We start from the raw sequence: 26,662 nt of genomic DNA, 5'->3' as shown, positions 1-26,662 counted from the left end.
TATGCAAACTCCCGTGTCAACCTATAGATTACAATTATCGCCTGAATATACTTTTAAGGACTTTAAGCATATTATTGATTATCTGCACAGATTTCAAATCAGCACGATCTATTCTGCACCGTTTTTTACTTCTATGGAAGGAAGTACTCATGGTTATGATGTGGTAGATCCTATGACCATTAATCCAGCCATTGGAGATTTAGTGCAATTCAGAGCTATTGGTAAAGAACTAAAAGAAAAAAATATAGGCTGGCTTCAGGATATAGTACCCAATCATATGGCCAATAGCCCCGTGAATCCCTGGCTTTTCAGCATATATGAACATGGTCCGTCATCCCCCTATTATAGATTCTTTGATATTGACTGGACCCATAAAGAGTGGGACGGTAAGGTAATGACTCCCTTCCTGGGCAACCCTCTGGAAAAAGTTCTTGAAGCTAATGAACTACAAGTAGTCATAAAAGAAGATGGGCTGTGGTTTCAGTACTACGACAATTATTACCCTTTGAGTGTTCCTTCTTATGCTTATATTTTAGCTATGGAAACCAGTGGAACTGAATGGAAAGAAAAGTTGAAGAATGATGATCCACGTAAATGGCCAGAACAGAAAAGTGCTTTCTTTAAAGAACTGCATGATCAGTCAGAAGCTAAAAAACGACTATTGCAAACTTTGGAATCCATCAATTCATCTCAGCAATTATTGATGGAGATTTTGGAATTACAATATTATAAGCCGGTCTACTGGAAGGAATCAGAAAGAAAGATAAATTTCAGAAGATTTTTTACTATCAATGATCTTATATGTCTTAGGATTGAGGACAAAGAAGTTTTTGATACCTACCATGTATTTATCCACCAACTTATAAAGGAAGGATTGATTACAGGATTGAGAATAGATCATATTGATGGGCTATATGACCCAAAGGGATATCTGGATAACCTTCATCAACTTATAGGCCAGGATTTTTATATTGTAATAGAAAAAATACTGGAAGCAGATGAAAAACTGCCTAAAGATTGGAAAACACAGGGGACCAGTGGTTATGATTTTTTAGCTTTTATCAATAATCTATATACTGACAGCAATAATAAAAGGATCTTTCAGCAGGAATATGAAAAGTTTAAACCAGAGTATGCAGATTATCCGGCTTTGGTATATGAAAAAAAACAGTATATCCTAAATGAAAACATGGGGGGTGAATTGAACAATCTTTGGTCCATGTTGGATAGTTTCGGTTTATTGCCTGCCGATATGAATAGAGAAAGCGGTTTTAATGCTTTCAGTACATATCTTTCCTCGTTTCCCATTTACAGGGTTTACCCGGATTCATTCCCTTTGACCGATAGTCAGAAGGAAGTCGTGCATGAAGCATTCGAATCGGCGGTAAGGGAGGAGCCATATAGAAAAAATGATTTAAAGTATTTCAGATCACTATTTTTAGGTGAGGCCGATGGAAATAAATCGCACATGATGGCCTTTCTCAAAAGGTGCCAGCAATTTACCGGACCACTGGCAGCTAAGGGAGTAGAGGATACTACTTTCTATCTCTATAATAAACTTATATCCCATAATGAGGTGGGGGATTCCCCTGAAGTATTTGGTATAGGCATAGAGGAATTTCATACTTTGATGGAACAAAGGTTAAAGGAATCACCGCTTACCATGAATGATACTTCCACCCATGATACCAAAAGGGGAGAGGATGCCAGAATGAGACTCAATGTCTTAAGTGAAATGCCGGACGAATGGTTTTCTAAAGTAAGTGAATGGCAGAAGATCAATCAAACGGTCAGGAAAAAATCCAATGTTCCGGATCAAAATGAAGAATATTTCATTTATCAGGCGCTGATCGGGGCCATGCCATTTGGCAGTAAGTTAGACAATGATTTTATACCGAGGACTAATGCATTTCTTCAAAAAGCTTTGAGAGAGGCTAAGGAACATACCAACTGGTCCGATCCTAATGCTGAGTTTGAAAAAGATGTGGCCCAGTTCGTGGAAGATATTTTGGAGCATAAAGCATTCAGAGATTCCTTTGATCCATTCTGTCACAAAACAGCATTTTTTGGTGTGGTGAATTCTCTGGGACAAAGTCTAATTAAAATGACAGTCCCAGGTATTCCAGATATCTATCAGGGTACAGAATTATGGGATTTAAGTTATGTAGATCCGGATAATAGAAGGGCAGTAGATTATGAATTAAGGAATCAATATCTCAAAGAGTTTGAAGACTACAGTCAAAATGCCGAGTCAGATTATCTCACAAACCTTATGTCAGACTATAGTAGTGGAAAAATAAAAATGTTTACTTTATTTCAAACTCTTAAAGCAAGAAATCAACACCCCCGATTTTTTACTGAGGCAGCATATGTTCCGCTTACCCTTTCTCCAGATTTTGCCAATAAAGTGATTAGTTTCGTCAGGCATTTTGAAGGTACGTGGTATTTGGTGGCTGCTCCTCTCAATGTAACCAGTTTATCTACTGTCGATCATTTTGCTTTGGGCGAATTTTGGGGCCAAGGTTATTTAAATTTACCGGACCATGCCCCGACGGAATGGGTCAATTTGTTTACAGGAGAAGAATTAGGATCCAATGGGCAATTAAAATTGAGCTCATTATTCAAGGGCTTTCCTGTGGCTTTGTTAAAATCAAAATAGGATATGAAGAATATAAAAAGAAGCAGTGCAGTTTTGCTCCATATAACCTCTTTACCCAGTGAATATGGTATAGGGGATATGGGGGATGCTGCCTATAAGTTTGTCGATTTTCTTCACCAAAGCGGTCATAGGTATTGGCAGTTATTGCCCTTAAATCCAACAGATGCAGCCTTTAATCATTCACCTTATAGCAGCTATTCCGCATTTGCAGGAAATCCGCTATTGATAAGTCCCTCACTTTTGGTAAAAGATGGTTATTTGTCTCAACATGATTTAAATTCCCATAATTTAGATTTTGAAGAAAATGAAGTGGATTATGAAAAAGTAAGCAGCTTTAAGTATGGTTTGTTTGAAATAGCATACACTTCGTTTAAAAAATCAGATAAAAAGGTTAGGAAAGCATTTAATAAGTTCCGTGAAGAAAACAGTACATGGCTGGAAGACTATGCTTTATACTTGACATTTAAGCGGCATTTGGGAGATAACTGGACCGAATGGCCAGAAGAGCTTAGGGACCGGGAACCAAAAGCGCTGGCTGCTAAGAAAAAACTATTAAAGGTTGAAATAGAGAAAGAGGAATTTGTACAGTTTTTATTTTACGCACAGTGGGAAAAACTGGTAGCATATACGCATGACCAAGCAATAGGTTTTATAGGGGACATTCCCTTTTATATCAATCATGATAGTGCCGACTGTTGGGCTAATTCAGCATATTTTAAACTTGATGGTAAAAGAAATCCTTCAAAAGTATCGGGAGTTCCCCCGGATTATTTCAGTGAAACAGGACAACTATGGGGAACGCCTGTATATGATTGGAAATCACTTCAAAAAAATGGATTTGACTGGTGGATTAAGAGATTGGGTCAGAATTTAAAATTATTCGATATCGTAAGGCTTGATCATTTTAGGGCATTTGCCAATTATTGGGAAGTACCTTATGGTGAGGAAACTGCTATCAACGGCAAATGGGCTAATTCTCCCGGGAAAGCCTTCTTTAAAATAGTGGAGAAAAATTTTCCGGATATGCCATTTATTGCCGAAGACCTGGGAGAAATAGATGAACCTGTTTATAAACTCATCAAGGATTTTGATTTCCCTATTATGAAGGTATTACAGTTTGCATTTGGTGAGCAAATGGGGGAGAATCCATATATTCTTCATAACCATGTGATAAACAGTGTCGCCTTTACCGGAACTCATGACAATAACACTACAGTAGGATGGTTCCAGGCTGCTGATAAAGCAGAAAAAAACCGCATCCAAGAATATGTTGGGAGGGGGGTAAATAAGAAAAATATACATGAAATCATGCATAGGATGGTACTGAGCTCTGTAGCACAACTTGCTGTGGTTCCTATGCAGGATATATTGGGATTGGATGAAAGTGCTATTATGAACAGGCCAGGCACCAGTGAGGGGAATTGGATGTGGCGATTAAAAAATGACCAGCTTCCCGTTCACCAAATAGCATTACTTAAGAAACTGAACATTTGCTATGGTAGATATGAACAGGAAAAAGATCGGAAGAGCATTAAAAAAGCCATCGGTTCGGATTCGAAGAAAAAGATAGCTGATGCAGGTGAGGTGAGATCATAATTCTATGTATCTTTCTTCGGAGCTTTAGGGAATCTATCTTGTAAATTTATATTATTAAATGAATAGACACAAATGAAATATAGAAGATTTGGCCAAACGGAATGGCAGGTAAGTGAAATTGGTTATGGAATGTGGGGTATGGCTGGCTGGACAGATTCAGATGATAAAGAATCAGATCATTCACTGGATTTAGCGGTAGAAGAAGGCTGTAATTTTTTTGATACGGCATGGGGATACGGCGCAGGGAAAAGCGAAAAGATACTGGGCAGGTTAGTCAAAAGGCATACTGATAAAAAATTGTATATGGCTACCAAAATACCACCAAAAAATATGACCTGGCCTTCTAGAAGAGGTTTTGACTTGTCAGATTGTTTTCCTACAGATCATATAATGGAATATACTGAAAAGAGTTTAAAAAACCTGGGTGTAGAAACTATAGATCTGATGCAGTTTCATGTATGGGAAGATGAATGGGCACATCAGGAAGAATGGCAGTTGGCTGTAGAAAAATTGAAAGCGACAGGAAAAATACAGCATATGGGCATCAGTGTCAACAGGTGGGAACCAAATAATGGGATCGAAACCTTAAAGACCGGGCTGATCAGCAGTGTACAAGCTATATATAATATATTTGATCAGGCGCCTGAAGATCTTTTGCTGCCTCTCTGTAAACAGTTGGATATAGGGGTGATAGCAAGGGTGCCGTTTGATGAAGGTACACTTACCGGAACATTTACAAAGGAAACCACCTTTCCAGAGGACGATTGGAGAAGCACCTATTTTGTGCCCGAAAATCTCTATGCCTCAGTAGAACATGCTGACCAATTAAAGCCACTGGTACCGCACAATATGACTATGCCCGAGATGGCGCTAAGATTTATTCTAAGCCATCCCGGCATCCATACTGCAATACCTGGTATGCGAAAATCCCAACACGTAAAAGCAAACATAAGCACCAGTGACGGAAATGGACTTCCACAAGATCTTTTGGAAAAATTGAAAAGCCATCGGTGGGATAGAAAACCAACAGACTGGTCCCAATAAAAAAGACAAAAATAATAAGTCCTGAGCATAATTGTTCAGGACTTATTTATATGGGTGATCTCCGCCTCCATGAATTTATTATTAAAATTTTATCATCCGAAAAACAGAATTTTATGACCTTATTTTATCTGATAGCTGCTGTATTTATCCTTATAGGTTTGATAGTTATTAAAGTGAAAATAAAAGTAATGAAAATGAAAATATTGCTTAACCTTATGTTAGTGATATTTGTGATTGTGATCATAGGCTTGCTGTGGTGGTTAGTATTTTAAATTGAATTGTCATGCTATTCAGTCATAAATTTTTGAGAGATGACCTCCTATGGATTACAATTTAATCCGACCAAAGATAAATTTTTTCATTATTTAAAAATATTTCTTATAAAATTCTGGGATATTATTGTACTAATATGCTCTAATGGCAGGAATTTTGTTATAATTTACTTATTACATACTTATTTGTCTGGAATAGTATTCTTGTTTTTAATATTATTCAGATATTATTTATAGGTATGTAAATGGATTTCATTTTGCAGTATTATTTTCTATACTTTAATTATTTATTTTAATCTTTAACTAAAAATCCAAAATTATGGCAGAAATCAGAGTAGAAAAAAAGAGCCCTATGTGGCCGTGGATATTGATCGGTATCATAATCCTTGGCATTATATTGTATTTTGTGGTTTTTCAAGATTCAGGTGATGATCCGGACAGGGATGGTACAGCGGTCACCGAGCAGACAGATGATGACCGCTTCCGAAGGGATGGTCCTGTTAATAATCAAACTGTAGCCTCATTTGTTACCTTTGTCCAAGAAGGTGACAGAGAGATGAGCTTAGATCATGAATACTCTAACGAAGCATTGAAAAGATTAACAGATGCTACTAAAGCTATGGCGGATGAAGTAAATGTGGATGTAGAAAGAGATCTTAGTGTGGTAAGAGAACATGCACGTGCTATCCAGGAAGATCCATTTGAAACTACCCATGCCGATAAGATCAAAGCTTCAGCAGAAAAAATTTCAGATGCCCTGATGAGTATTCAAAGGGAAGCATTTCCTAATTTAAGTAGTGAGGCAGGAGCTGTTAAAAATTCAGCTACGCAGATTAATTCAGAAGAACTGGCTTTGGAACAAAGAGAAGAGATTAAATCTTTCTATGATAGGGCTGCGGCACTTCTGAGACAAATGAACTCATAAACCAACTAAAATAAAAAATATTATGTCTGATAAATCGAATGAGAAGAACCTGTATTATTTGGATGATCTGTCCGGATATAAAGTAGCCTCGGATTACAGTGATGTAAGAGGCTGGGAAGTAATGGGATCTGATAATAGAGTAGTAGGTAAGGTAGATGGGCTCTTGGTTAATAAACGTGCTGAAAGAGTGGTTTACCTTGATATAGAAGTAGATAAAAACTTGATCGAGGAAGGTCATGAGCCTTATGAAAATCCAAATCATAAAGGTGCTCATGAGTATCTAAATAAAGATGGTGAAAACCATCTTGTCATCCCTATTGGAATGGTAGATATTGATGATGATAATAAGAAAGTGTTGACCAATGAAATCAGTTATGATACTTTTAAAAAAACCAAGCGACATACCAAAGGCACGGATATCAGTAGGGAACATGAAGAAAACGTCATAAAGGGTTATCTCCCAGAAGATACTTCAGCTGATGATTATAGAGATGATAACTTTTATAATAGAAAGGCTTTTGAAGATCGAAGAAACAGAAAAAATGATTTTTAATCAGTGACAAATATTACCGGAAAAGCCTCTGAATGAATTCAGAGGCTTTTTTTCATATAGTGAATAGAGTAACCTGTTCATCAATATAAAATTATCTAGCCAAGTAACCCCCATCTATAGGATAATAGGCGCCGATAGCAAAAGATGCCTTTTCGCTCGCCAACCAAAGCAGGAGTTGGGCAACTTCATCTGCTTCACCCAGCCTACCTATGGGATGCAACGTTACCAAATGGTCCAAAAGGTCTGTATCTAAACCTTCCAATAAAGGAGTTTTGATAAATGCTGGTCCTATAGCATTTATCCTAATACCTCTGGAGGCATATTCGATAGCAGCGGATTTGGTCAATCCCAGTACCCCATGTTTGGCAGCCACATATGCTGAACTCTGTGCAAAACCGACTTTTCCTAAAATGGATGCGACATTAATAATAGATCCACTTCCATTTTTAAGCATAGCAGGGATCTGGTATCTCATGCCATAAAAAACACCAGATAGATTTACTCCGATCACCTTATTCCAATCCTCAATATCATAATCTCCCACTGCCTGTTGGGGACCTCCTATACCCGCATTATTGATGGCAATGTCTAATTTACCGAATTTTTCTATAGCCATCCTGACACTATTATCTGCATCTTCAGGTTTGGCAGCATCTGCTTTTATAAAAATAGCATCAATTCCCAATGCTTCTAATTTTTTTACTACACTATTTCCTTTGTCTTCATTAAGGTCTGTTATAATTAGTTTGGCACCTTCTTTACCAAACATAATAGCTGTGCTTTCGCCTATTCCTGATGCAGCACCTGTGATTAAAGCCACTTTTCCCTGTAATTCCATAGTATATCAGTATTTAAGGTTATCAATTATCACTATTTCAAAATTAAGCAATAATCCTTATGGGAAATATGACCTATCTCATGTATCCTACTGATAATGTGTGGTAATAGCTTTTAAAATTAAAGAGAATAGGGATCAATCCCATTGGAAATGATCCCTTTTTAAACCCAAACTTAATCTAGTCTGTCTCTTTCCTCACTGCTGCCGGATCTATTGGAAACCCTAAAACTTTCTCCCTGGCTGAATCTATATCGTAGGGTAAGCCTTACACCCTGGTTACCATTATATTGTCTGATACTGGTATCTATCTGATCAAACAGTACATTCACTCTGAAAACCTGTGTCCTAAAGACATCCGTAGCGTTTAAAGTAAGACTTAATTTGTCTTTGTTGAATGATTTGGTCATACCGGCATCTACCCAGCCTACTCCCTGAATCTTTACCTGTCCTTCTAAAAAGGGAGTAAGGTACATTCCCATTACTTCCATTTTAAATCCTTTAGGCAGTTTGATGTTGTGCTGGCTTCTGAACATGCCAGATACCTGTTCCATATCGAGTAGTTCATTCCCTAGTGGTGACTGGAATCTGTTATAGTAAACCTGAACCATATTGCTGGTATTCCACCATTCTGCGATTTCAAATGGCACCATCATTCTTAAACTGAAATTATCCGCTCTGTCCAGATTCTGAATCTGAATGACTGTTTCACGGGTTTCATCATTTTGCTCCATCACCTGGTTGAATGAATCATACATCCTGCTATAGGACAATGTAAATTGGTATGACCCTTTGATGATATGGTTCATTTCAAAATTGTTGGCATATTGAGGGGTTAACTGTGGGTTTCCTCTTTCAGTGGTCAGGGGATCGATATAGAAAACAAAAGGATTTAATAGCCTGTAGTTAGGTCGGGTAATTCTCCTATTGGCATTGTATACGATCTGATATTGATCACTGACTTTGTGCTGCAGATAGATGCTTGGAAAAAGGTCAAAATACTGCTGTGTATTTATTTGCTGCATGGTTAACGAATTGCCGATGATATCTGAATATTCACCACGGAGGCCTGCCTGGTAATCAAGTTTTGAACTGATATTTCCTTTTAATGAAACATATGCTGCCCATACATTTTCATGATAAAGAAATTCGTTACTGCTCGGATCTTGTTGAAGGGGTGCTTCGGCTATTGCTCGTTGGATATCTAGTACATTATCAGACCTTACCCAACTTCCTTTTAAACCTGTTTCCAGTACTTTTCCTTTTTTCAAAGGTTTGGTGAAATCAACTTTGGCCGTAAAGATGGTATATTGCATTTCATTGGCTGTAAGGATCCTGTCTGTAGTAAGATTTTGGCGTTCATCTACCCAATAGCTGTTATTCAGTAAACTGGTGCTTTCAGTGTCCATAATGGTGAAGTCTATATCTGCAGAAAGTTTAGTGCCAAGCGTATCCAGATTTCCCATATAATGTAGATTGGTAAAAAAGCGTTGGCTCCCTGAATTCTCATCGTTAAGCGCCTGGAGAAAATTGGTTTCTTCATTTAAGGGATTACTGATATTGGTCAGGGAATTTCCGTCTTCCTGGGCTCTTGATCCAGATGCCTGTATGCTCATTCCTACACTATGTTTTTCATTGATCTGATAGTCAGTACCTCCACTAAAGAAAACATTCCTTCTTCGCATACCGATGGTCGCGTTCTGATCAAAGTCCGAAATACCTTCTGGTAACTGGAACCTTCTGAAAATTTCAAGTTCCATGGGTCTTGCATATTCATTATAATTCAAACTTGCATTGGAAGTCCATTTTCCGCTTCTTACATTAACTGTGGCTCCTGTAAACGGGGCATGTTTACCATTATATTGATGGCCTATCTGAACATTGCCATTTACCCCGTTCATACTGTTTTTCTTAAGTTTTATGTTCAATACGCCCGCAGAACCTTCTGCATCAAATCTAGCCGATGGGTTTGAGATAACTTCTAGGCTCTTGATGTTATCAGCAGGCATAGACCGGAGAAAGTTAGCCAGATCAGTTGCGCTCATGTATGTCTGCCGGTCATCTATAAGCACAGTAATCCCAGACCTTCCATTTAGGTTGATATTGCCATCAGCGTCCACATATATTCCGGGAGACCTACCGATTACGTCCAAAGCAGTGCTGCCCTCTGCCATTACTGTGCCTTCTACATTCACTATTGTCTTGTCGGCTTGTATTACGATATTGGGACGGGTGGAGCTGACCGTAACCTCCCCAAGTGCTGCTACTTCAGCTTCCATGGTCAGCACATTAAAATTTTTTTTCTCTCCAGATTTAAGATCAAATTCAGTCGATAGATGTGTTTCAAATCCTATCATAGAAAGTTGTAGTTTAAATCGCCCTGTACGGGATGTACTGATTTGAAAATTGCCATTTTCATCAGACACAGATCCTGTGACCAATTTTAGAGTGCCTTCTTCCAGAAGGGAGACATTGACAAAAGGCAATGTTTCTCCTTCTACACTTTTTATTTGCCCGGAGAGTGACTGCTGGGCCACTACTTGGCTGCTACCCATTAGAAAAATCAATACGATAGGGAAGAGATAGTTAGATAGTTTCATCTGTTTATAATTATTTTTTAAAGGTCATAAATTTTCCTGTGATGAAAGAAGCGGGGTGGAATCTCGCTTGGGCTGATAATCATGACCTCTATGTGAGATTTTGCTCATGCCCAATTTCTTCTGTTATCGCAGTTTGTTTTTAAAGACTCGATGGGATCTTTTGATGATACCACCCTTTTGATAGCAATTAGGGTTACCAGGACTATCCGCGGTATGAAGGTATTCTTCATGCCCGATTCTATCATTAATTTTATACTGCAAAGGAAAAACTTATGCCATATAATTTAAATAACTGAAAATAAGAATGTTATAATAATTATGTAGAATTGAACCGTTCATTATCGGACAAAATATTAGAGAGTGCCGTACAGTATGTTGGAAATGGATTTCGTAATATAGTTTTTTGATAAATGGATTCAGCTTGTAATCTTAGGGTTAATAAATATCTTTGTTCATGTTTTTATGGCTTTTAGACCATAAAAATTGAATATAAACCTAACCCTATGAAAATGAGTAAAATATTATGCTTATCTATTATGATCGGTTTTTGGTCCGCTATTGCTTCTGGCCAGACCATCCATTCACCAGACGGTAAGCTCTCGATGTCTTTTGGTATTGATGAAGGAAAACCGCATTATAAATTGACTTATAAAGACAGAGAAGTTATCAAAACCAGTACAATGGGTCTGGAACTGAAAGATCAGCCTTCATTTTTAGATGGTTTTCAGCTTTCTGAAACTGAGGAAAGTACCTTTGATGAAAACTGGGAACCCCATTGGGGCCAATATAAAAATATTAGAAATCATTATAATGAATTAGTGATTACACTAAGCCAGGAGTCTCAGATGGGCCGGGTGCTAAGGATCCGTTTTAGGCTGTTCAATGACGGTTTGGGATTCAGATATGAGTTTCCAAGACAGGAAGGGCTCTCTTATTTTATTATAAAGGAAGAGCATACCGAATTCCATTTGGCTGGTGACCATAAGGCTTTTTGGATACCCGGTGATTATGACACCAATGAGTATGCCTTCACTACTTCCCCTTTGTCTTCTATACCAGATTTAATGGAGGAGGCTACTATAGATGTCCATGCACAGACACCGATCCAGTCTCTGGCTGTACAGACGCCACTAATGCTGAAAAGTAAGGACGGTTTATATATTAATATACATGAAGCTGCTCTGATAGATTACCCGGCTATGCAATTAAATCTAGATGTTCAAAAATTCAGGCTAAGTGCTCATCTGGTACCAGATGCTGTCGGTAATAAAGGCTATATCCAGACAGGCACCCACAGTCCGTGGAGAACCATTATCGTCAGCGATAAAGCTACAGAAATTCTCGCATCTACGCTTATTCTTAATCTCAATGAGCCTACCGCTTATGAAGATGTTTCTTGGATCAAGCCTATCAAATATATAGGAGTGTGGTGGGAACTGTTTTTACCAGGCAGAAGTACTTGGGCATATTCGGATGCCACTAACGTAAGTTTGGATCAGGATTATTCTGAACTGGAGCCTAGCCCAAGGCATGGTGCCACAGTAGAAAATGTGAAAAAACACCTTGATTTTGCGGCAGAACATGGATTCGATGCTGTTTTGGTAGAAGGCTGGAATATTGGGTGGGAAGATTGGTTTGGCCAATGGAAAGAGGATGTCTTCGATTTCGTAACCCCATACCCTGACTTCGATGTGGAAGCTTTACAGGAATATGCAGAATCCAAAGGTGTAAAACTGATGATGCACCATGAAACATCCGGATCAGTAAGTAACTATGAAAGAAGATTGGACCGTGCATTTGAATTTATGAATGACCATGGGTACAATTCTGTTAAATCAGGATATGTGGGCAAAATCATTCCAAGAGGCGAGCATCATGACGGGCAGTGGATGGTCAACCATTATATCCATGTAGCAAGACGTGCTGCAGACTATAAGATTATGATCAATAGCCATGAAGCGGTACGGCCGACTGGCCTTCACCGTACTTTTCCCAACTGGCTGGCTCAGGAATCTGCCAGAGGTACTGAATTTGAAGCGATGGGTGGTTTGGCTCCTGAGCACACCACGATATTGCCATTTACCCGCTTGATGGGCGGGCCCATGGATTACACGCCGGGCATTTTTCAGACCGATTTTTCTTATTATGACGAAAATAGTACCAATAGAGTGAAAACAACTCTGGTCAAACAGTTAGCTTATTACGTCACTATTTATAGTCCACTGCAGATGGCGGCAGATTTACCTGAAAACTATATGAGGTTTCCTGATGCCTTTCAGTTTATAAAAGATGTGGCTGTGGATTGGGATGATACTCATCATTTGGAAGCTGAGCCAGGAGATTTCGTAACTACAGCTAGAAAAGCAAAAGGGAAAAATGAATGGTTTATTGGCAGTGTGACGGATGAAAATGCCAGACAAGCCAGTATCAATTTTGATTTTTTACCTTCAGGCAATACCTACATCGCCACTGTTTATGCAGATGGCAAAGATGCCAGTTGGGATAAGAATCCCCAAAGTTATACCGTCAATAAATTCTTGGTAAATGCTACATCTAAATTGAAACAACATATTGCTCCTGGTGGTGGTTTGGCCATCAGTATCAAAGAGGCGTCTAAGGAAGAAAAGAAAGGCCTTAGAAAATTGTAAATCAAAAAAAAGGATCTGAATTTTCAGATCCTTTTTTTTTGATTATAAACAGACTTGCCTGGGTATAATGATAAATTAATATTCTTTATCAGACCATATATAGAAGAAAGCGGCATTGTAGATGTAGGACGAACCATTTTCCAGCAATTTTCATTTATACATACGCCCGTACATTTGTATTTAAATATTAAATATTTTGATGTCGGAAACACTTGGTTTACCCAGATTAGCCTGAGCTCAAGTTAGGGGAAAGGCATTTGGACAGCATGCTGTTAAAAAGCTATCCTTACGGGATGTTAAAGCTTAAGGGATTCAAGGATAATGAAAAGGTATTAATCTGATAAAGAATATATGGAGAGGATTATAGATAAAATATTTGACAATAAATTTATAGGTAATTTCCCAGGAGATGAAAGTGGTGAACTTACGCCAAGGCAGACCCCGGGTGTAATGTATGCCAAGGTTTTACCTTCCAAAGTCAAGTCACCTCAGCTGATAGCATGGTCTGATGAACTGGCTCAGGAAATAGGGATAGAAAAACCTATGGATAACCTGGAAATTGCCATGCTAGCAGGGAATCATTTGAATCCTACGATGCAGCCTTATGCAGCAAATTATGCTGGGCATCAGTTTGGCAATTGGGCTGGTCAGCTAGGGGACGGCAGGGCCATTACACTGGGAGAATGGAAAGCACCAAACAGTAAAAGCTGGGAATTACAATTAAAAGGAGCGGGACTGACGCCCTATTCAAGGGGTGCTGATGGACGGGCAGTATTAAGGTCATCTGTGCGTGAATATTTGATGAGCGAAGCCATGCACCATCTGGGTATACCTACTACGAGAGCACTTAGTTTGGTCACTACAGGGGACAATGTTTTAAGGGACATGTTTTATAACGGTAATGCAGCTTATGAACCCGGAGCTATAGTTCTGCGAGCGGCCCCGAGCTTTCTTCGGTTTGGAAGTTTTGAAATGCCGGCTTCAAGAAAAGAAGTGGAGAACCTAAAAAATCTGGTGGAATGGACCATACAGCAGCATTACCCTCATATTAAAGGTGATGATAGCATCATCCGCTGGTTTATGGAAATCCAGGAACGTACAGCTGATATGATCGTGGAATGGATGCGGGTAGGCTTTGTGCACGGGGTAATGAATACTGATAACATGTCGATATTGGGTTTGACTATAGATTATGGACCATATTCATTTCTGGATGATTATGACAATAATTTCACTCCCAATACCACTGATCTTCCTGGCAGGAGATATGCATTTGGCAACCAGCCCGCCGTAGCCCACTGGAACCTAGGCTGCCTGGCAAATGCACTGGTACCGCTGTTTGAAAAAACAGATGAACTAGAAAAGGCACTAAGAGCGTACAAACCTCTTTATCTTAAAAAATATTTCGAGATGATGGCAGATAAATTAGGACTGGATGAAGTAAGAGAAGGAGATAAAAAGTTAATTCTAGAGATAGAAGAAATGTTGAATGAGCTAAGTCCCGATATGACTATTTTCTATCAGCTATTGATAGACCTCGATGTTGAGTTGGCCTCCGAGGAAGAAGCTTATGTCCATTTTTCTGACAGCTTTTACGATAAGCCTTCCAAAGCTGGGGTTAGCAAGTTATTTGAAACTTTGCAAAAATACATACAACGACTAAAAACCAACCAATGTGACAGAGCAGTTTCTATAAAGAAAATGAAGGCTGCCAATCCTAGGTTTATTCTCAGGAATTACCTTTTGCATCAAGCCATAGAAGAACTAGAACAGGGAACAAATACCCTTTTTAAAGAACTTCAAGCAGCCTTAAAAGAACCTTATACTGACAGATTTGATAAATTCTTTGCCAAAAGGCCGGACTGGGCCGGCAAGAAAGCCGGCTGTTCCATGCTTTCCTGTAGTTCATAACTCCTAAAAGGCTATAGTGAAATCAAAAAAACACTATAGCCCAATAAGGGGATGCCTGATGATAAATGCACCATTTTCAGGAGGATGTAAATGGTAGCGAAGTCCTATTTGTTATTATAAAAAAGTATATAACGAATTTTTTCAGTAGATATAAATGCAATTATTTTTTTAACTATGGTTTATTAATATTAAGAATCCATAATAAATTTTATGGACATAAACCAATCATACATCAAAAATGAATTTTTATTAAAAGGGGAGGTTTTAAGTTAAAAAAAATAACTTTGTACATGGCTGGAAAAGTGGAAAGAAAACAGACGCTACAGGAAGAATTTGCTAATAGCATTACGCATGGTTTTGGTATTCTGTTCAGTGTAGTGGCCATTGCATTGCTGGTTACTTTTTCGGTATTGAATGGGACTGCAGTATATGTTTTTAGCTCTTGTGTTTTTGGCAGTTCAATAATGCTTCTGTATACTTTTTCCACCTTATACCATGCTGTCCAATCCCCTGTAGTCAAACCGTTATTGAGGACTTTTGATCATATAAGCATTTATTTTTTGATAGCTGGCACATATACTCCATTTTTATTAATAGCGCTGGGAGGGACTTTAGGTTGGATATATTTTGGGGTAATATGGTGCCTTACACTTATTGGGGTAGTGTATAAAGTATTTTATACCCATAAATTTTCCCGACTTTCTCTTATATTATATTTGAGTATGGGCTGGTTGGCTGTATTTTTTATTCAGCCATTGGTACAGAGACTTGGATTGATAGAAATGGTGCTCATAGTAGCAGGAGGTATTTTTTATACTGTTGGCATAGTATTCTATATCAATAAGAAAATGAAATTTGCTCACACCATATGGCATTTATTTGTATTGTTAGGTACTATCACACATTTTATAGCTATTATGTGGATGATCACTTAGGATTTCTTTTTCTTTTTGCTGAACAAGGCCTTTATTTTTTTCCAGGATATGCTATATTGTTCTGTACCTTTATCACTCAATAAATATCCTACAGGATGTAGAAAACTGATATGTTGACAGGCAATTTTTACCATGGCCATAAATGGCATAATGATCAGCATCCCGGCCACACCCCAGATCATGCTCCCAAAAATAAGGGTTAAAATGGTGATAAACGGATTTAAGCTTATGTAACCTCCAGTGATGTTTGGGGTAAGGATATTGTTTTCTACAAATTGGATGATGACAAAATAAATAAGTACCCAAACTACATAATCAGTGCCATCCATGGCCAAAAAAGCATATAATAGTGGCAATACAGCGCCAATCAGTGTTCCAAAATAAGGAATAAAATTAAAGAGGGCAGCAGTAACCCCAAAGAAAATAGGATAATCCAAGCCGATTATCATGAAAACTACTGAATGTACGATAGATAATATAAAAACCACTATAAATACGCCGGTCATATATTTTTGGGTTACTAGGTTGATTTCCCCAAGCATATGCTCTGTTTTATCTTCGGAGCCTTTGGGGACCATCTGAATGATAAAATCGTGGAATTTATTTCTGTAATAAAGCAGGCAGAAGATAAATACAGGCATAAGTCCTATATTGACAGCTGTATTAGTAGTAGCAGCAAATATGGTTTGCATCTCTTCAGATGCCTGAAATAGCCCACTGGTAATATCCTCTTCCCACGTTCTAAACCTATCTTGGGAGACTCCAATAGAAGAAGAAATGTTATCTCGCATTCTTTCCAGATTGGTAGCAGCCTGTTCTCTGATTTCAGGAATGTTTTCTACAAAAACGGCTATTTGGTTTGAAAAAAAATTTATTGCTAAAATAAGTATCCCCACAGCTACCAATATACCTATAAGAATAGAAAGGATCCGTGGAAATCGATGTTTTTCAAGAAAACCAACGATAGGAAACAATAAATACGAAAAAAGAACACCCAGAAGTAGGGGGACTATAAAATCCCTGGCCTGTATCAGTCCAAATATAAATAATATGAAAAATAATAATGTAAAGGTGAGTTTCTTAATAAAAATGTAACGCTTGTCTAATTCTCCTTTTAACATGTTCTGTACTGGTGTAATTGAAATTGTTGGTAAATAATTTGATAAGTACGCTTATTATGAGAGGTTTGCTATGTCTCAAAAACAATAGGTGAAATATTTCTTAGAATGCTTTCAGTAGCTACTTATCAATATTAACTGATTTTTCAGTTATTTTTTTAAATCGATCGTAAAATATTTAACTCCTATAGATCAGAAGTGTTATTAAAAAGTTAAGCTTCCAAATATGCTAAATCTTTATCTAGATCTATCCATTAGTTTAAAATTGTTTATTTTAACGGTGAAGTTCATTAATAGTTATATGAAATCGAGCATGAGGAAAACCCACATACCGGAATGATTATAACCATGCGAGATTCCATCTGACCTTTAAAAAACAAAATATAAACAGATGAAATACTAAATAAAATGAATGTATATTCTTATCGATATAAAAATAAAGCCACCGGACCCTCATTTCCGGTGGCTACTTTGCGTGGCGGCAACTAAAGCCAACCCCCGCCAAGTGATCTATACAAAGAAACAACTGATTGAAGTTGGTCCCGCTTAAGTTCTATGTATTCCAGTTCCGCCATCAATGCCCTGCTCTGGCTATTGATGACTTCTAAATAATTGGCATAACCAACAGAAAACATCGTGTTGGAGTTTTCGACAGATCTTTTTTGGACAGCTACTTCCTGTTCTTTAAGTACCAGCTGCTCTTCTAAGGTGGTATAAACATTTACCATATCCAGTACTTCCAGATAGCTTTGTAATACAGTCTGTTCGTAATCCAAATAAGCAATGCGCTGAGAAGCTCCTGCAGACTCATAGGCAGCTCTTATCTGGCCACGGTTGAACAAAGGAGCCGTCAAGCCAGCGCCTAACTGATAAACTGAAGATGCCGGATTGAGAAACAGCCTGGCAAAATTAAAAGCATTGAAGCCTGCCATACCCGATAATCTAAAGGAAGGGAAGAATGCTGCGCGTGCTGCTTCTACATCTGCTTTGTTAACTATCAGTTCTTTTTCTGCATTTCGTATATCAGGGCGGTACCTGAGCAGGTCCGCCGGTACACCTATTTCCATAATTTCAGGCAATCTATCCGCCTTGGCTATATTCCCCCGTTCTATTTTATCAGGGTATACTCCCATCAGTTCACTGATATTTAATTCTACAGTCCTTATCTCCCGCTTTTTAAATATTAATAGGGCTTTTGAATTTAGTAGCTGCGCTTCAAACTGGTCTACAGCCAATTGGTTCTCCTTACCTGAATTTTTCAGGTCTTTAGATAATTCAAAGGCCATTGACTGGTATTTTATGTTGTTTTCCAGTACTTCAATTTCCCTGTCTAGACTGATGAGTTCATAATACTGAAAGGCAACTTCTGCCAATAGCCAGGAACGTATATGGTTGGCCATCTCTTGGGAGGCCATAAATCTGGCGGCCGCAGCCCTTCTTTGATTGGCGTACCTGCCCCAAATATCAATTTCCCAGTTGAATTCTGCTCCTATTATGATATCGGTATAGGGATTTGGGAGCCGTTTATCTACAGGGAGTGTTTCAGATAGATTGGTGTCTGTATTGCCTATACCGTCCATGGTATAGTCTCCAAACCTCCTTACACCTGCCCCAGCCACGGCGCTTATATCTGGCAGCTGACCCAGTTTGGCTGCTTTGAGCCTGGCCCTGGAAATATTGATGTTTTCCAGTGTTTTCTGCAAATCCTGGTTATGCACAAAAGCGGTGTCAATTAACCTGTGCAAAAATGGATCATCAAAAAACATTCTCCAATCCTTTCCTGCTATGCTAGGCAGAGTATCTGCCGTTTCATAGTATTCAGGTAAGGTCAATACTTTATTATCGGTCAATTCCCTGCTAGATTTACACCCAGCCAAGATAAAGATAGCGACCGTGAGAGGAAATATATATTTAATTAGGCGCATGTTAAATTAGCTTATGGCGTGTTCAGAAGTATTTTTCTTTTTTCGGAGCTTAGTGGCCAATGTTTCAAAAACCACATAGAGGCCGGGGATAAGAAAAATCCCTACCAATGTACCTATGAGCATACCTCCGGCTGCTGCGGTCCCTATGGTCCTGTTCCCTATAGCGCCTGCACCGGATGCTAGCGTTAGCGGGATCAATCCACAAATGAATGCAAAGGATGTCATCAATATAGGTCTTAACCTTTCCACCCCGCCTGTGATGGCCGATTGCATGATGCTCAAGCCTTTGGCCCTGCTTTGTATGGCTATTTCTATGATGAGTATCGCGTTTTTTCCGAGTAGGCCTATGAGCATGATGAGTGATACCTGCGCATAAATATTATTTTCTAACCCCATAATTTTTAGAAATAAAAACGAACCGAATATACCTGCCGGAAGAGAAAGGATCACCGGTAGTGGCAATAGGTAACTTTCGTACTGGGCGGCTAATAATAAATAGACGAAAACCAGACATATGATAAAAATATATATCGCCTGGTTGCCCGATTCTATCTGCTCTCGCGTCATACCTGACCAATCTATAGCATAGCCCCTCGGTAAAACTTCAAGAGCAGTCTCCTCTACAGCGCGAATGGCATCTCCTGAACTAAATCCTGTGCCCGCATCTCCATTAATCATGGCGGAGGTAAACATGTTGTACCTAGTAAGCTGTTCCGGTCCGTAGACCCGTTCCATAGATACAAAGGAAGAGTAGGGGACCATTTGTCCCGTTTCGCTTTTTGCATACATCTGAAGAATGGCTTCTGGATTAGTCCTGTATTCAGGAGCGGCCTGTATCATGACCTTATACATCATCCCAAAGCGTATAAAATTGGAAGCATAAAAGCTACCTACCAAACTTTGTAAGGTTTCCATGGCTCCATCTACTGATACTCCAAGTCTCGCTGCCTTATCATGATCTACATGTAATACATATTGCGGAAAAGTAGGATCAAAGTTGGTGAATACTTCCCGCAATTCAGTCCTTTCATTTAGGGCAGTTACAAATTCCTCCGTTGTTCTGGCAGTCTGATCCAATCCGCCCCCGGTTTTATCCTGAAGCCTTAGTTCGAATCCACTGGCATTTCCGAAACCAGGTACGGTAGGAGGGGAGAAAAACTGGATATCAGCTCCACTGATATGAGCTGTCCTTTCTTTGTATTTTTCTATCAGTGCTGGAACATTGGCTTCGCGATCACCCCAGCCTACTAAGTTGATCATGCCCATGCCATAGGAAGCACCCGCTGTTTCGGTCATCAGGCTATAGCCTGCCAAGGTAGATATAGTCTCTACTTCTTCTAATGGAAGCAATGCAGCCTGAACCTCATCCAGTACAGTTTTGGTTCTTTCCACAGTGGCACCTGGTGGAGTAGTGACATTGACATAGATCATACCCTGGTCCTCTGTGGGGATAAACCCCGAAGGCAGTATACTGCTGATACCATAGGTAGCTAAGAAAAATACACCTAAAATTCCAAATGTAACCACCTGTCTTCCCGATATAAGTTTCAGAGCTCTGGCATATTTTCGGGATAGTTTATCGTATCGGTTATTAAATCCCGTGAAAAACCTCTGGAGCAATGATTTCTTTCTATCTCCATGAGCTGGTTTAAGCAGTATACTACAAAGGGCCGGTGATAAAGTGAGTGCATTTACCCCCGATATGACGATCGCTATGGCCAGTGTCAGTGAAAACTGCCTGTAAAATATCCCTACAGGTCCAGAGAGAAAACCCACAGGAATAAATACGGCAGACATGACCATGGTAATAGCGATGATGGCCCCCCCGATTTCTTTCATAGCCGCTACTGTGGCATCATAGGCTGACATTTTTAATTCATGCATTTTTACGTGTACTGCCTCCACCACTACTATAGCATTATCTACTACTATACCTATGGCCAGCACCAATGCAAACAGTGTCAACAAGTTTATGGAAAAGCCAAACATCTGCATAAAGAACAGCGTACCGATCAAAGATACTGGTACCGCTATAGCCGGTATCAAAGTAGATCTAAAGTCCTGAAGGAAGATAAACACTACCAAAGACACTAATATAAATGCTTCCAATAAAGTTTTTAAAACTTCTGATATAGAGGCATCCAAAAATCGGGATACATCATAGGAAACATTAAAGGTCATGCCTGGGGGAAAAGAAGCTTCTTCGAGTTCAGACATTTTGGCTTTGATATTGGCTATTACTTCACGGGCATTGGAACCTGGTCGCTGTTTGATCATGATTGAGGCTGATGGCCTTCCATCTGTCATAGATACCATATTATAATCCTGAGAGCCAAATTCCACTTCTGCTACATCTTTAATTTTAAGTAGTGATCCATCAGGTAGTGCTTTAAGGGTAATGTTTTCATACTCTTCAGGCTGATTGAATTTTCCTGTGTATTTAAGAACGTACTGTAACATTTGGGGGGATTGGTCTGAACTGATCCCTGATTTGCCGGGTGCGGCCTCTACATTTTGTCTTCTTATGGCTTCGGTTATATCCTGTGGGGATAGGTTATAGGATACCATTCTACCTGGGTTGAGCCATATTCTCATCGAATAATCTCTTGAACCCATTATCTCTGCGAAACCTACCCCATCTATTCTTTTAAGTTCTGGCAGGATATTGATATCAGCAAAATTATAGATAAAACGTTCATCCTGCACAGAGTCACTACTGTAAAGGTTAAGGTATAAAAGCATACTGTTCACCTCTTTTTCAGTCTGAACCCCTGCCCGGATCACTTCTTCCGGAAGTTCATCCAGTACAGAAGCTACCCTGTTTTGGACGTTTACCGCCGCTAGATCAGGATCTGTACCCACATTGAATACTACTGTCACGACGGTAATACCGTCATTGGTATTGACAGAGGACATATAAGCCATACCTGGTACGCCATTAATGGCCCGCTCCAGTGGGGTGGCCACAGCTTTGGAAAGTACTTCAGCATTGGCACCGGTATAGCGTGCTGTTACAGTAACCGATGGAGGGACGATTTCCGGGAACTGGGTAATGGGCAAAGATGTCAATGCCAAAATACCCAGAAGTGTGATAAATATAGATATGACCGTGGATAAGATCGGTCTTTTGATAAAGAGCTCTAACATAAAAATTTAATTATTTGTTAAAGAGGCTACTTCCATCAGATCACCATAAGCTTCTTTATTATCCACAGTTTTTGGCTGAATTTTCATACCATCTTTTACCTGCTGAATACCTTCATAGATGATTTTATCTCCGGATTGGAATCCTTCTGCGGCATAATACACATCATGTCGCCTTAATGGTTTGAAACTTCTCACCTTCACCGTGTTTTCTTTATCCACCACATAAACATAATTAAAATCCTGGATCTCAAAAGTTGATTTTTGAGGGATCAAAAAGATACTATCTAACTGAGTGGACATCTGGATTTTACCGCTGGCTCCGTGTTTGAGCAGACCATGGGGATTAGGGAATCGTACCCTAAAGGCAATGGATCCTGTACCTCTTTCAAAGTCAGCTTCCATGGTTTCCAATGTGCCTACATGTTGATATATTTCACCATCTGAAAGGATTAGCTTCATATCCTCTGCTAATGCTTCCTCTCCTTGGGATTCTATTTTATTCCTCATATAGGTGAGGTATTCATTTTCATTTATCCTATAATAAGCAAAAACCTCAGAGACATCGGTAATATTAGTCAGCAGATCACCTGCGGTCACCAGACTTCCGGTTTTAAAGGGTATTCGGTCTACAATGCCATCAAATGGAGCTCTTATCGTAGTATAGGATAATCCGGTCTGAGCATTTTTTAACGTAGATTCGGCTTCGGCTATAGCTGACTCTGCCACTGCTCTTTTTGATTTTGCCAAGTCTAATTCTGATGACGTGATGATGTTTTTATCTACCAGTATTTTCAGCCGTTCTACTTCCAGTTTTGCTGCATTGGCTTCAGCTTTGGCCTGCATTAATCTGGCATTGGCACCATTTACCATTTCATTAAACTCCATTGAAGTCAGTTGAAAAAGTGGTTTTCCTTTCTGGACGAATTCTCCTTCATCCACGTAGATTTTGTCCACAAATCCCTCGACTTTGGCCCTGACCTCTACAAATTGGATGGCTTGAATCTCACATATATAAGACTGTGGTACTTCGATGGATTGTGCGGAAAGCTGAAGCACAGGTATGTTGAGTAAGGTGTTTTTGTCATCATTTTTACTATGTCCGGTATTGCATCCGGTACACAGCATTATCATAATGAGAAATCCCATAGTCAGGAAAAGAGAGTTTGCAAAAGTAAAAACAGGTGCTTTTACCTTAAGCATGCTTAAGAATATCATAATTTGTTACTTAAAAACTGAAATATATAAATACAGGGTACTTTTGCTGTCAAACAGACAGCATTGAAGGCTCAATTATTGGGTACTGAGCATTTAAAAAATTAAGGCGCGTTGGAACACACAATGAGTTCCAGCACTGTCAGTATAGTAAGAGGTATACCGTATAATTGTATAGGTAATTTTAAGGTAGGGATGATATTGCTGATTTCCAGCTTAAATACCACGGCCAAAGGCAAAATAGCTTCTCTTTGAACTTTTGAAAAAGCCGGCATATTATGCCTGGAAACCGAGGTAGGAAAATCTACAAAATCATAATCCAGCGCTTCTACCGCCGCAGATTGATAATCTTTTCCTACAAAAACCTTTTCATCATGATCCGCTAAAGAAAGGGCAAGCAAAAACACAGCAAGAAGATGTGTAAACACATTCTTGACTGATAACATAATTTTATGTTGCTTTCCCTGCATGTGGCAAATTTACATTCCTATTTTCCATACATCCAAATTTGTGCCATCAAAAATGCATTTTTTATTAAAATAACATTTTGTATTAACAGATCTATAATTAAACCATCCCATTATAAAGTTCAACTAGCTTATATTTATGAATAATCAATAATAGGACGTATAAAATTCATTACCATTACGGGATCCTGAAATATACCCCTTTGGGGGTATTGCCAAGGGTTAAGAAAAATTTTAATATTGTATCAAATCACTGTTTATTTTGTCTTCTATTTAAAAGATAACATGGCTTATATAACGTTAAAAATTACTTTAACATAGATTTATACTTTCTCCTAACCTGTAAATAATGAAACCTAAAGCACATAAAAACAGCGTTATTATATCTTTAATGTTGATTAGCTTTTTCAGTTATTCCGTCCCTGTTTCAGCACAGAATAAAATCAAATTGACTAGCAACCACTCTGACGCGGTGTTTTCTAAGATGGAAGATGGTGATAGGGGTAAAAATACTCCATTGGGTATAGGTGAAATAAGCTTAAAACTTGAGAAGAATTCAGATAATAAAATAATAGTTGCCAAAGCAGGTTATGAACCGGTGGTCCTGGAGTTTCCGAAAACTGAAAAATATGAGAAGGAAATGAAAGTCCTTTTAGTCAATAGGATGGTGGAAGTAGAGTCTAATTATGATGATGCCGTTTTTTTAAACGGTGAAGAGATACTGGGACGAGGTAAATCCAGCGTCATCATTCCCGAAGGGCAAATGGCCGAAATAACGGTCAATAAAACTGGATACGTATCTAAGAAAACTACTTACTATAATGTCTCTGATAAAGAATTACCTCCTGTAAAAGAAATTTTTGAATTAAAAGACCGTTATGTTCAGCTCGATATCCAACCCCAGGCTGATGCCTATCTTATCAACGGAAAAGAAATGGCAGAAGGAACTACTGGCATAGTGGTGCCATATGGTGAGTGCGTAGAGTTGAAAGTGATTAAAAAAGGCTATGCGGATGTAGTCCAAAAATTCTGCAACCAGGATAGCGGAGAAAATATCCCACCCATAATATACGGTGTTAAACTGGAAGATAGGGTGGTCAGATTAGAGTCTTTACCTGCGGATGCCTCTATACAGGTAAACGGTAATTCCCTGGCATTTGGTCAGTATGATCTTTTATTGCCAAAAGGTACTTGCTTTAAAGTAGAAGTAGTTAAAGAAGGGTATATTAGCTTTGTAAGGACTTATTGTAATCAAGATACCTCATCAGAGGATATCCCTGTAGTCGAAAATGTAAAACTAATGGATGACGAGGCCTATCGTGTTTCTATCTACTCGGATAAAATCAACCATCGTATACCTATTAAAGTCAGGAAATCATTATCTAATTCAGAAGCATGGAAAATTTTGATTTCGATTATCACTAAGGAATATGATGTTTTGGAAACGATTGATTTTAATGCAGGGTATCTTATTACGGCATGGCGCTATGACGCATTTAATAATGGAGGCAAGACTATCCGTAGTAGGATTATAATCACTAATTCCGGCAGTTTGAATGAGAGCAATTATTCCGTGAAATTTGTCAGCCAAACCGCAGACGGGGATGTATCCCATCTTGAAGAGGCGCATTTTACAGATTGGGACAGGATTATTAGAAAATATTATGAGTTGTTGGAAGACATGGAAATTAGATTGCAATAAAAGATTTTTTTAATATATGGGGAGGTTAGCCTTTTTCACCCAAATTTTTTTTCACCTCCCATCTTTTATTTTATTATAAAAGACTAATTTATGGATTGAATACTTTTCCTATAAAATACCAGATTTGCCACCAAAGGGAAATTATATTTACTAATACATCAATCCAATAGTCGAAGATCTTCAAAAATTCGTTCTGTGATCAATATTCTACATCTTCCAAAGTCTTTAGATAAGTTATTTTTATCCTGCATTATTCGGGTGGCAAAGATATAGACATTGTTTTTGGTTTCTACATATCCTACCCACCAGCCTATATTCATTTCTTTTTCCGTGGTCCAGCCTGTTTTACCATGAATTCTATAATTTTTACCTATTTCTGTCAACATAACATCTTTTACGATAGCAATGTCAGACTTAGAAAAAGGGAGGTTATAGTTATAAAGTTTAGCAATAAACTTACATTGATCCACAGGACTAATCAGCAATTTGCCGTAATTCCAAAAATCAATTTCTTCATCATCCACGATTCCATTTCCATACTGTATCTTATCCAGGTATTGCGTATAAGTGTCTTTTTTAATTTTATTAGCCAAATCTAGAAATACCCAGACAGCTGATGCTTCAAATGCTTCACTTACTGTCATATCCCGGTATGTACCCGGACGGTAACCATATCTGGAAGTATCAATACCACCTTTATAATGTATAACTTCTTCCTCATCATCGATGACTTTTTCTGCTAATGCTATGAGTAGATTTGCAATTTTAAAAGTTGAAGCAGGTAAGGTAGGCACATAAATATTTACTGTATCACTCACCAACCACTCCGAATTTCCCATATCATAAATGACCAGACTTCCTTCTACACCACAGGATTCAAAATATTTCTGGCTGTGCGCCATAAAAGTAGGCTGTGTAATTTTATCAATTTGCTGGGCTATAGCACCATTAAGGCTCATAGATAATAAATAGAAAAGGAGGAAAGCTTTCATATAAAAGTGAGCATGAAGCCACATTCAATGGGTTAATATATTTATATCATTCAAATTAATACTCGATCATTAAAGTAAAGCTTAAACACAAGAACTTATGGTCCTATAAATATGATATAGA

Annotated in this window: 17 protein-coding genes; 9 read left to right on the top strand and 8 right to left on the bottom strand. The window is 38.5% G+C overall.

Translation table 11 applies throughout. The features are described 5' to 3' along the window. Nucleotide 1 precedes the first annotated feature (1 nt). The 5 genes from treY to EL17_RS20835 all read left to right on the top strand — a co-directional run bounded on the left by treY (nt 2) and on the right by EL17_RS20835 (nt 7,049). The gene (treY, locus tag EL17_RS20860; protein WP_035078998.1) at nt 2-2,659 is read left to right on the top strand and encodes a malto-oligosyltrehalose synthase; all 2,658 of its coding nucleotides are present in this window, start codon (nt 2-4) and stop codon (nt 2,657-2,659) included. A 3-nt stretch (nt 2,660-2,662) separates the two neighbouring features. Further along, nucleotides 2,663-4,255 (top strand): 4-alpha-glucanotransferase, encoded by a 1,593-nt coding sequence (gene malQ / locus EL17_RS20855; RefSeq protein WP_084166298.1) that lies wholly within the window; start codon nt 2,663-2,665, stop codon nt 4,253-4,255. Nucleotides 4,256-4,327: 72 nt separating this feature from the next. Next, nucleotides 4,328-5,299: an aldo/keto reductase gene (locus EL17_RS20850; protein WP_035078995.1), complete on the top strand. Its 972-nt coding sequence runs from the start codon at nt 4,328-4,330 to the stop codon at nt 5,297-5,299. Nucleotides 5,300-5,890: 591 nt separating this feature from the next. After that, entirely contained in the window at nt 5,891-6,496 is a 606-nt protein-coding gene (locus EL17_RS20840; protein ID WP_051720273.1) for a hypothetical protein, read from the top strand. Nucleotides 6,497-6,518: 22 nt separating this feature from the next. Beyond that, a complete protein-coding gene (locus EL17_RS20835; protein ID WP_035078991.1) occupies nt 6,519-7,049 on the top strand; it encodes a PRC-barrel domain-containing protein in 531 nt (176 codons plus the stop codon). A gap of 91 nt (nt 7,050-7,140) precedes the next feature. Here the strand turns inward: EL17_RS20835 and EL17_RS20830 are convergent, their stop codons facing one another. Together EL17_RS20830 and EL17_RS20825 are read right to left on the bottom strand one after the other, a co-directional pair. Then, nucleotides 7,141-7,887: an SDR family NAD(P)-dependent oxidoreductase gene (locus tag EL17_RS20830; protein WP_035078988.1), complete on the bottom strand. Its 747-nt coding sequence runs from the start codon at nt 7,885-7,887 to the stop codon at nt 7,141-7,143. A 173-nt stretch (nt 7,888-8,060) separates the two neighbouring features. Beyond that, nucleotides 8,061-10,484 (bottom strand): outer membrane beta-barrel family protein, encoded by a 2,424-nt coding sequence (locus tag EL17_RS20825; RefSeq protein ID WP_035078986.1) that lies wholly within the window; start codon nt 10,482-10,484, stop codon nt 8,061-8,063. A gap of 509 nt (nt 10,485-10,993) precedes the next feature. On the opposite strand from EL17_RS20825, the gene EL17_RS20820 reads away from it, so the two are divergent. The 3 genes from EL17_RS20820 to trhA all read left to right on the top strand — a co-directional run bounded on the left by EL17_RS20820 (nt 10,994) and on the right by trhA (nt 15,978). Beyond that, on the top strand, nt 10,994-13,132 hold the full coding sequence (locus tag EL17_RS20820; RefSeq protein ID WP_035079126.1) for a glycoside hydrolase family 97 protein: 2,139 nt from the start codon (nt 10,994-10,996) through the stop codon (nt 13,130-13,132). A gap of 351 nt (nt 13,133-13,483) precedes the next feature. After that, the gene (locus EL17_RS20810) at nt 13,484-15,043 is read left to right on the top strand and encodes a protein adenylyltransferase SelO (RefSeq protein WP_051720272.1); all 1,560 of its coding nucleotides are present in this window, start codon (nt 13,484-13,486) and stop codon (nt 15,041-15,043) included. Between the two features lie 290 nt (nt 15,044-15,333). After that, complete coding sequence (gene trhA, locus EL17_RS20805) at nt 15,334-15,978, top strand: PAQR family membrane homeostasis protein TrhA (RefSeq protein WP_035078980.1); 645 nt, start codon at nt 15,334-15,336, stop codon at nt 15,976-15,978. Here the strand turns inward: trhA and EL17_RS20800 are convergent. The 5 genes from EL17_RS20800 to EL17_RS20780 all read right to left on the bottom strand — a co-directional run bounded on the left by EL17_RS20800 (nt 15,975) and on the right by EL17_RS20780 (nt 23,826). Next, the gene (locus tag EL17_RS20800; protein ID WP_035078976.1) at nt 15,975-17,099 is read right to left on the bottom strand and encodes an AI-2E family transporter; all 1,125 of its coding nucleotides are present in this window, start codon (nt 17,097-17,099) and stop codon (nt 15,975-15,977) included. The genes trhA and EL17_RS20800 overlap by 4 nt on opposite strands. Nucleotides 17,100-17,581: 482 nt before the next feature. Then, on the bottom strand, nt 17,582-19,021 hold the full coding sequence (locus EL17_RS20795) for an efflux transporter outer membrane subunit (protein WP_035078974.1): 1,440 nt from the start codon (nt 19,019-19,021) through the stop codon (nt 17,582-17,584). A 6-nt stretch (nt 19,022-19,027) separates the two neighbouring features. Continuing rightward, nucleotides 19,028-22,168 (bottom strand): efflux RND transporter permease subunit, encoded by a 3,141-nt coding sequence (locus EL17_RS20790; RefSeq protein WP_035078971.1) that lies wholly within the window; start codon nt 22,166-22,168, stop codon nt 19,028-19,030. A gap of 6 nt (nt 22,169-22,174) precedes the next feature. Beyond that, nucleotides 22,175-23,383, bottom strand: a complete 1,209-nt coding sequence (locus EL17_RS20785) for an efflux RND transporter periplasmic adaptor subunit (protein ID WP_316932680.1) — start codon at nt 23,381-23,383, stop codon at nt 22,175-22,177. A 101-nt stretch (nt 23,384-23,484) separates the two neighbouring features. Beyond that, nucleotides 23,485-23,826, bottom strand: coding sequence for a hypothetical protein (locus EL17_RS20780; protein WP_164675197.1), 342 nt, complete (start codon nt 23,824-23,826; stop codon nt 23,485-23,487). Nucleotides 23,827-24,196: 370 nt separating this feature from the next. Between EL17_RS20780 and EL17_RS20775 the strand changes: the two genes are divergently transcribed. Next, a complete protein-coding gene (locus EL17_RS20775) occupies nt 24,197-25,549 on the top strand; it encodes a hypothetical protein (RefSeq protein ID WP_051720270.1) in 1,353 nt (450 codons plus the stop codon). A gap of 158 nt (nt 25,550-25,707) precedes the next feature. Here EL17_RS20775 and EL17_RS20770 read toward each other — a convergent pair whose 3' ends face one another. Next, the gene (locus EL17_RS20770) at nt 25,708-26,541 is read right to left on the bottom strand and encodes a penicillin-binding transpeptidase domain-containing protein (RefSeq protein ID WP_035079114.1); all 834 of its coding nucleotides are present in this window, start codon (nt 26,539-26,541) and stop codon (nt 25,708-25,710) included. Nucleotides 26,542-26,662: the final 121 nt, after the last annotated feature.

The organism is Anditalea andensis, from assembly GCF_000714815.1.
In the GTDB taxonomy this organism is placed as follows: Bacteria; Bacteroidota; Bacteroidia; order Cytophagales; family Cyclobacteriaceae; genus Anditalea; species Anditalea andensis.
This window is presented reverse-complemented; position numbering and strand designations above follow the sequence as displayed.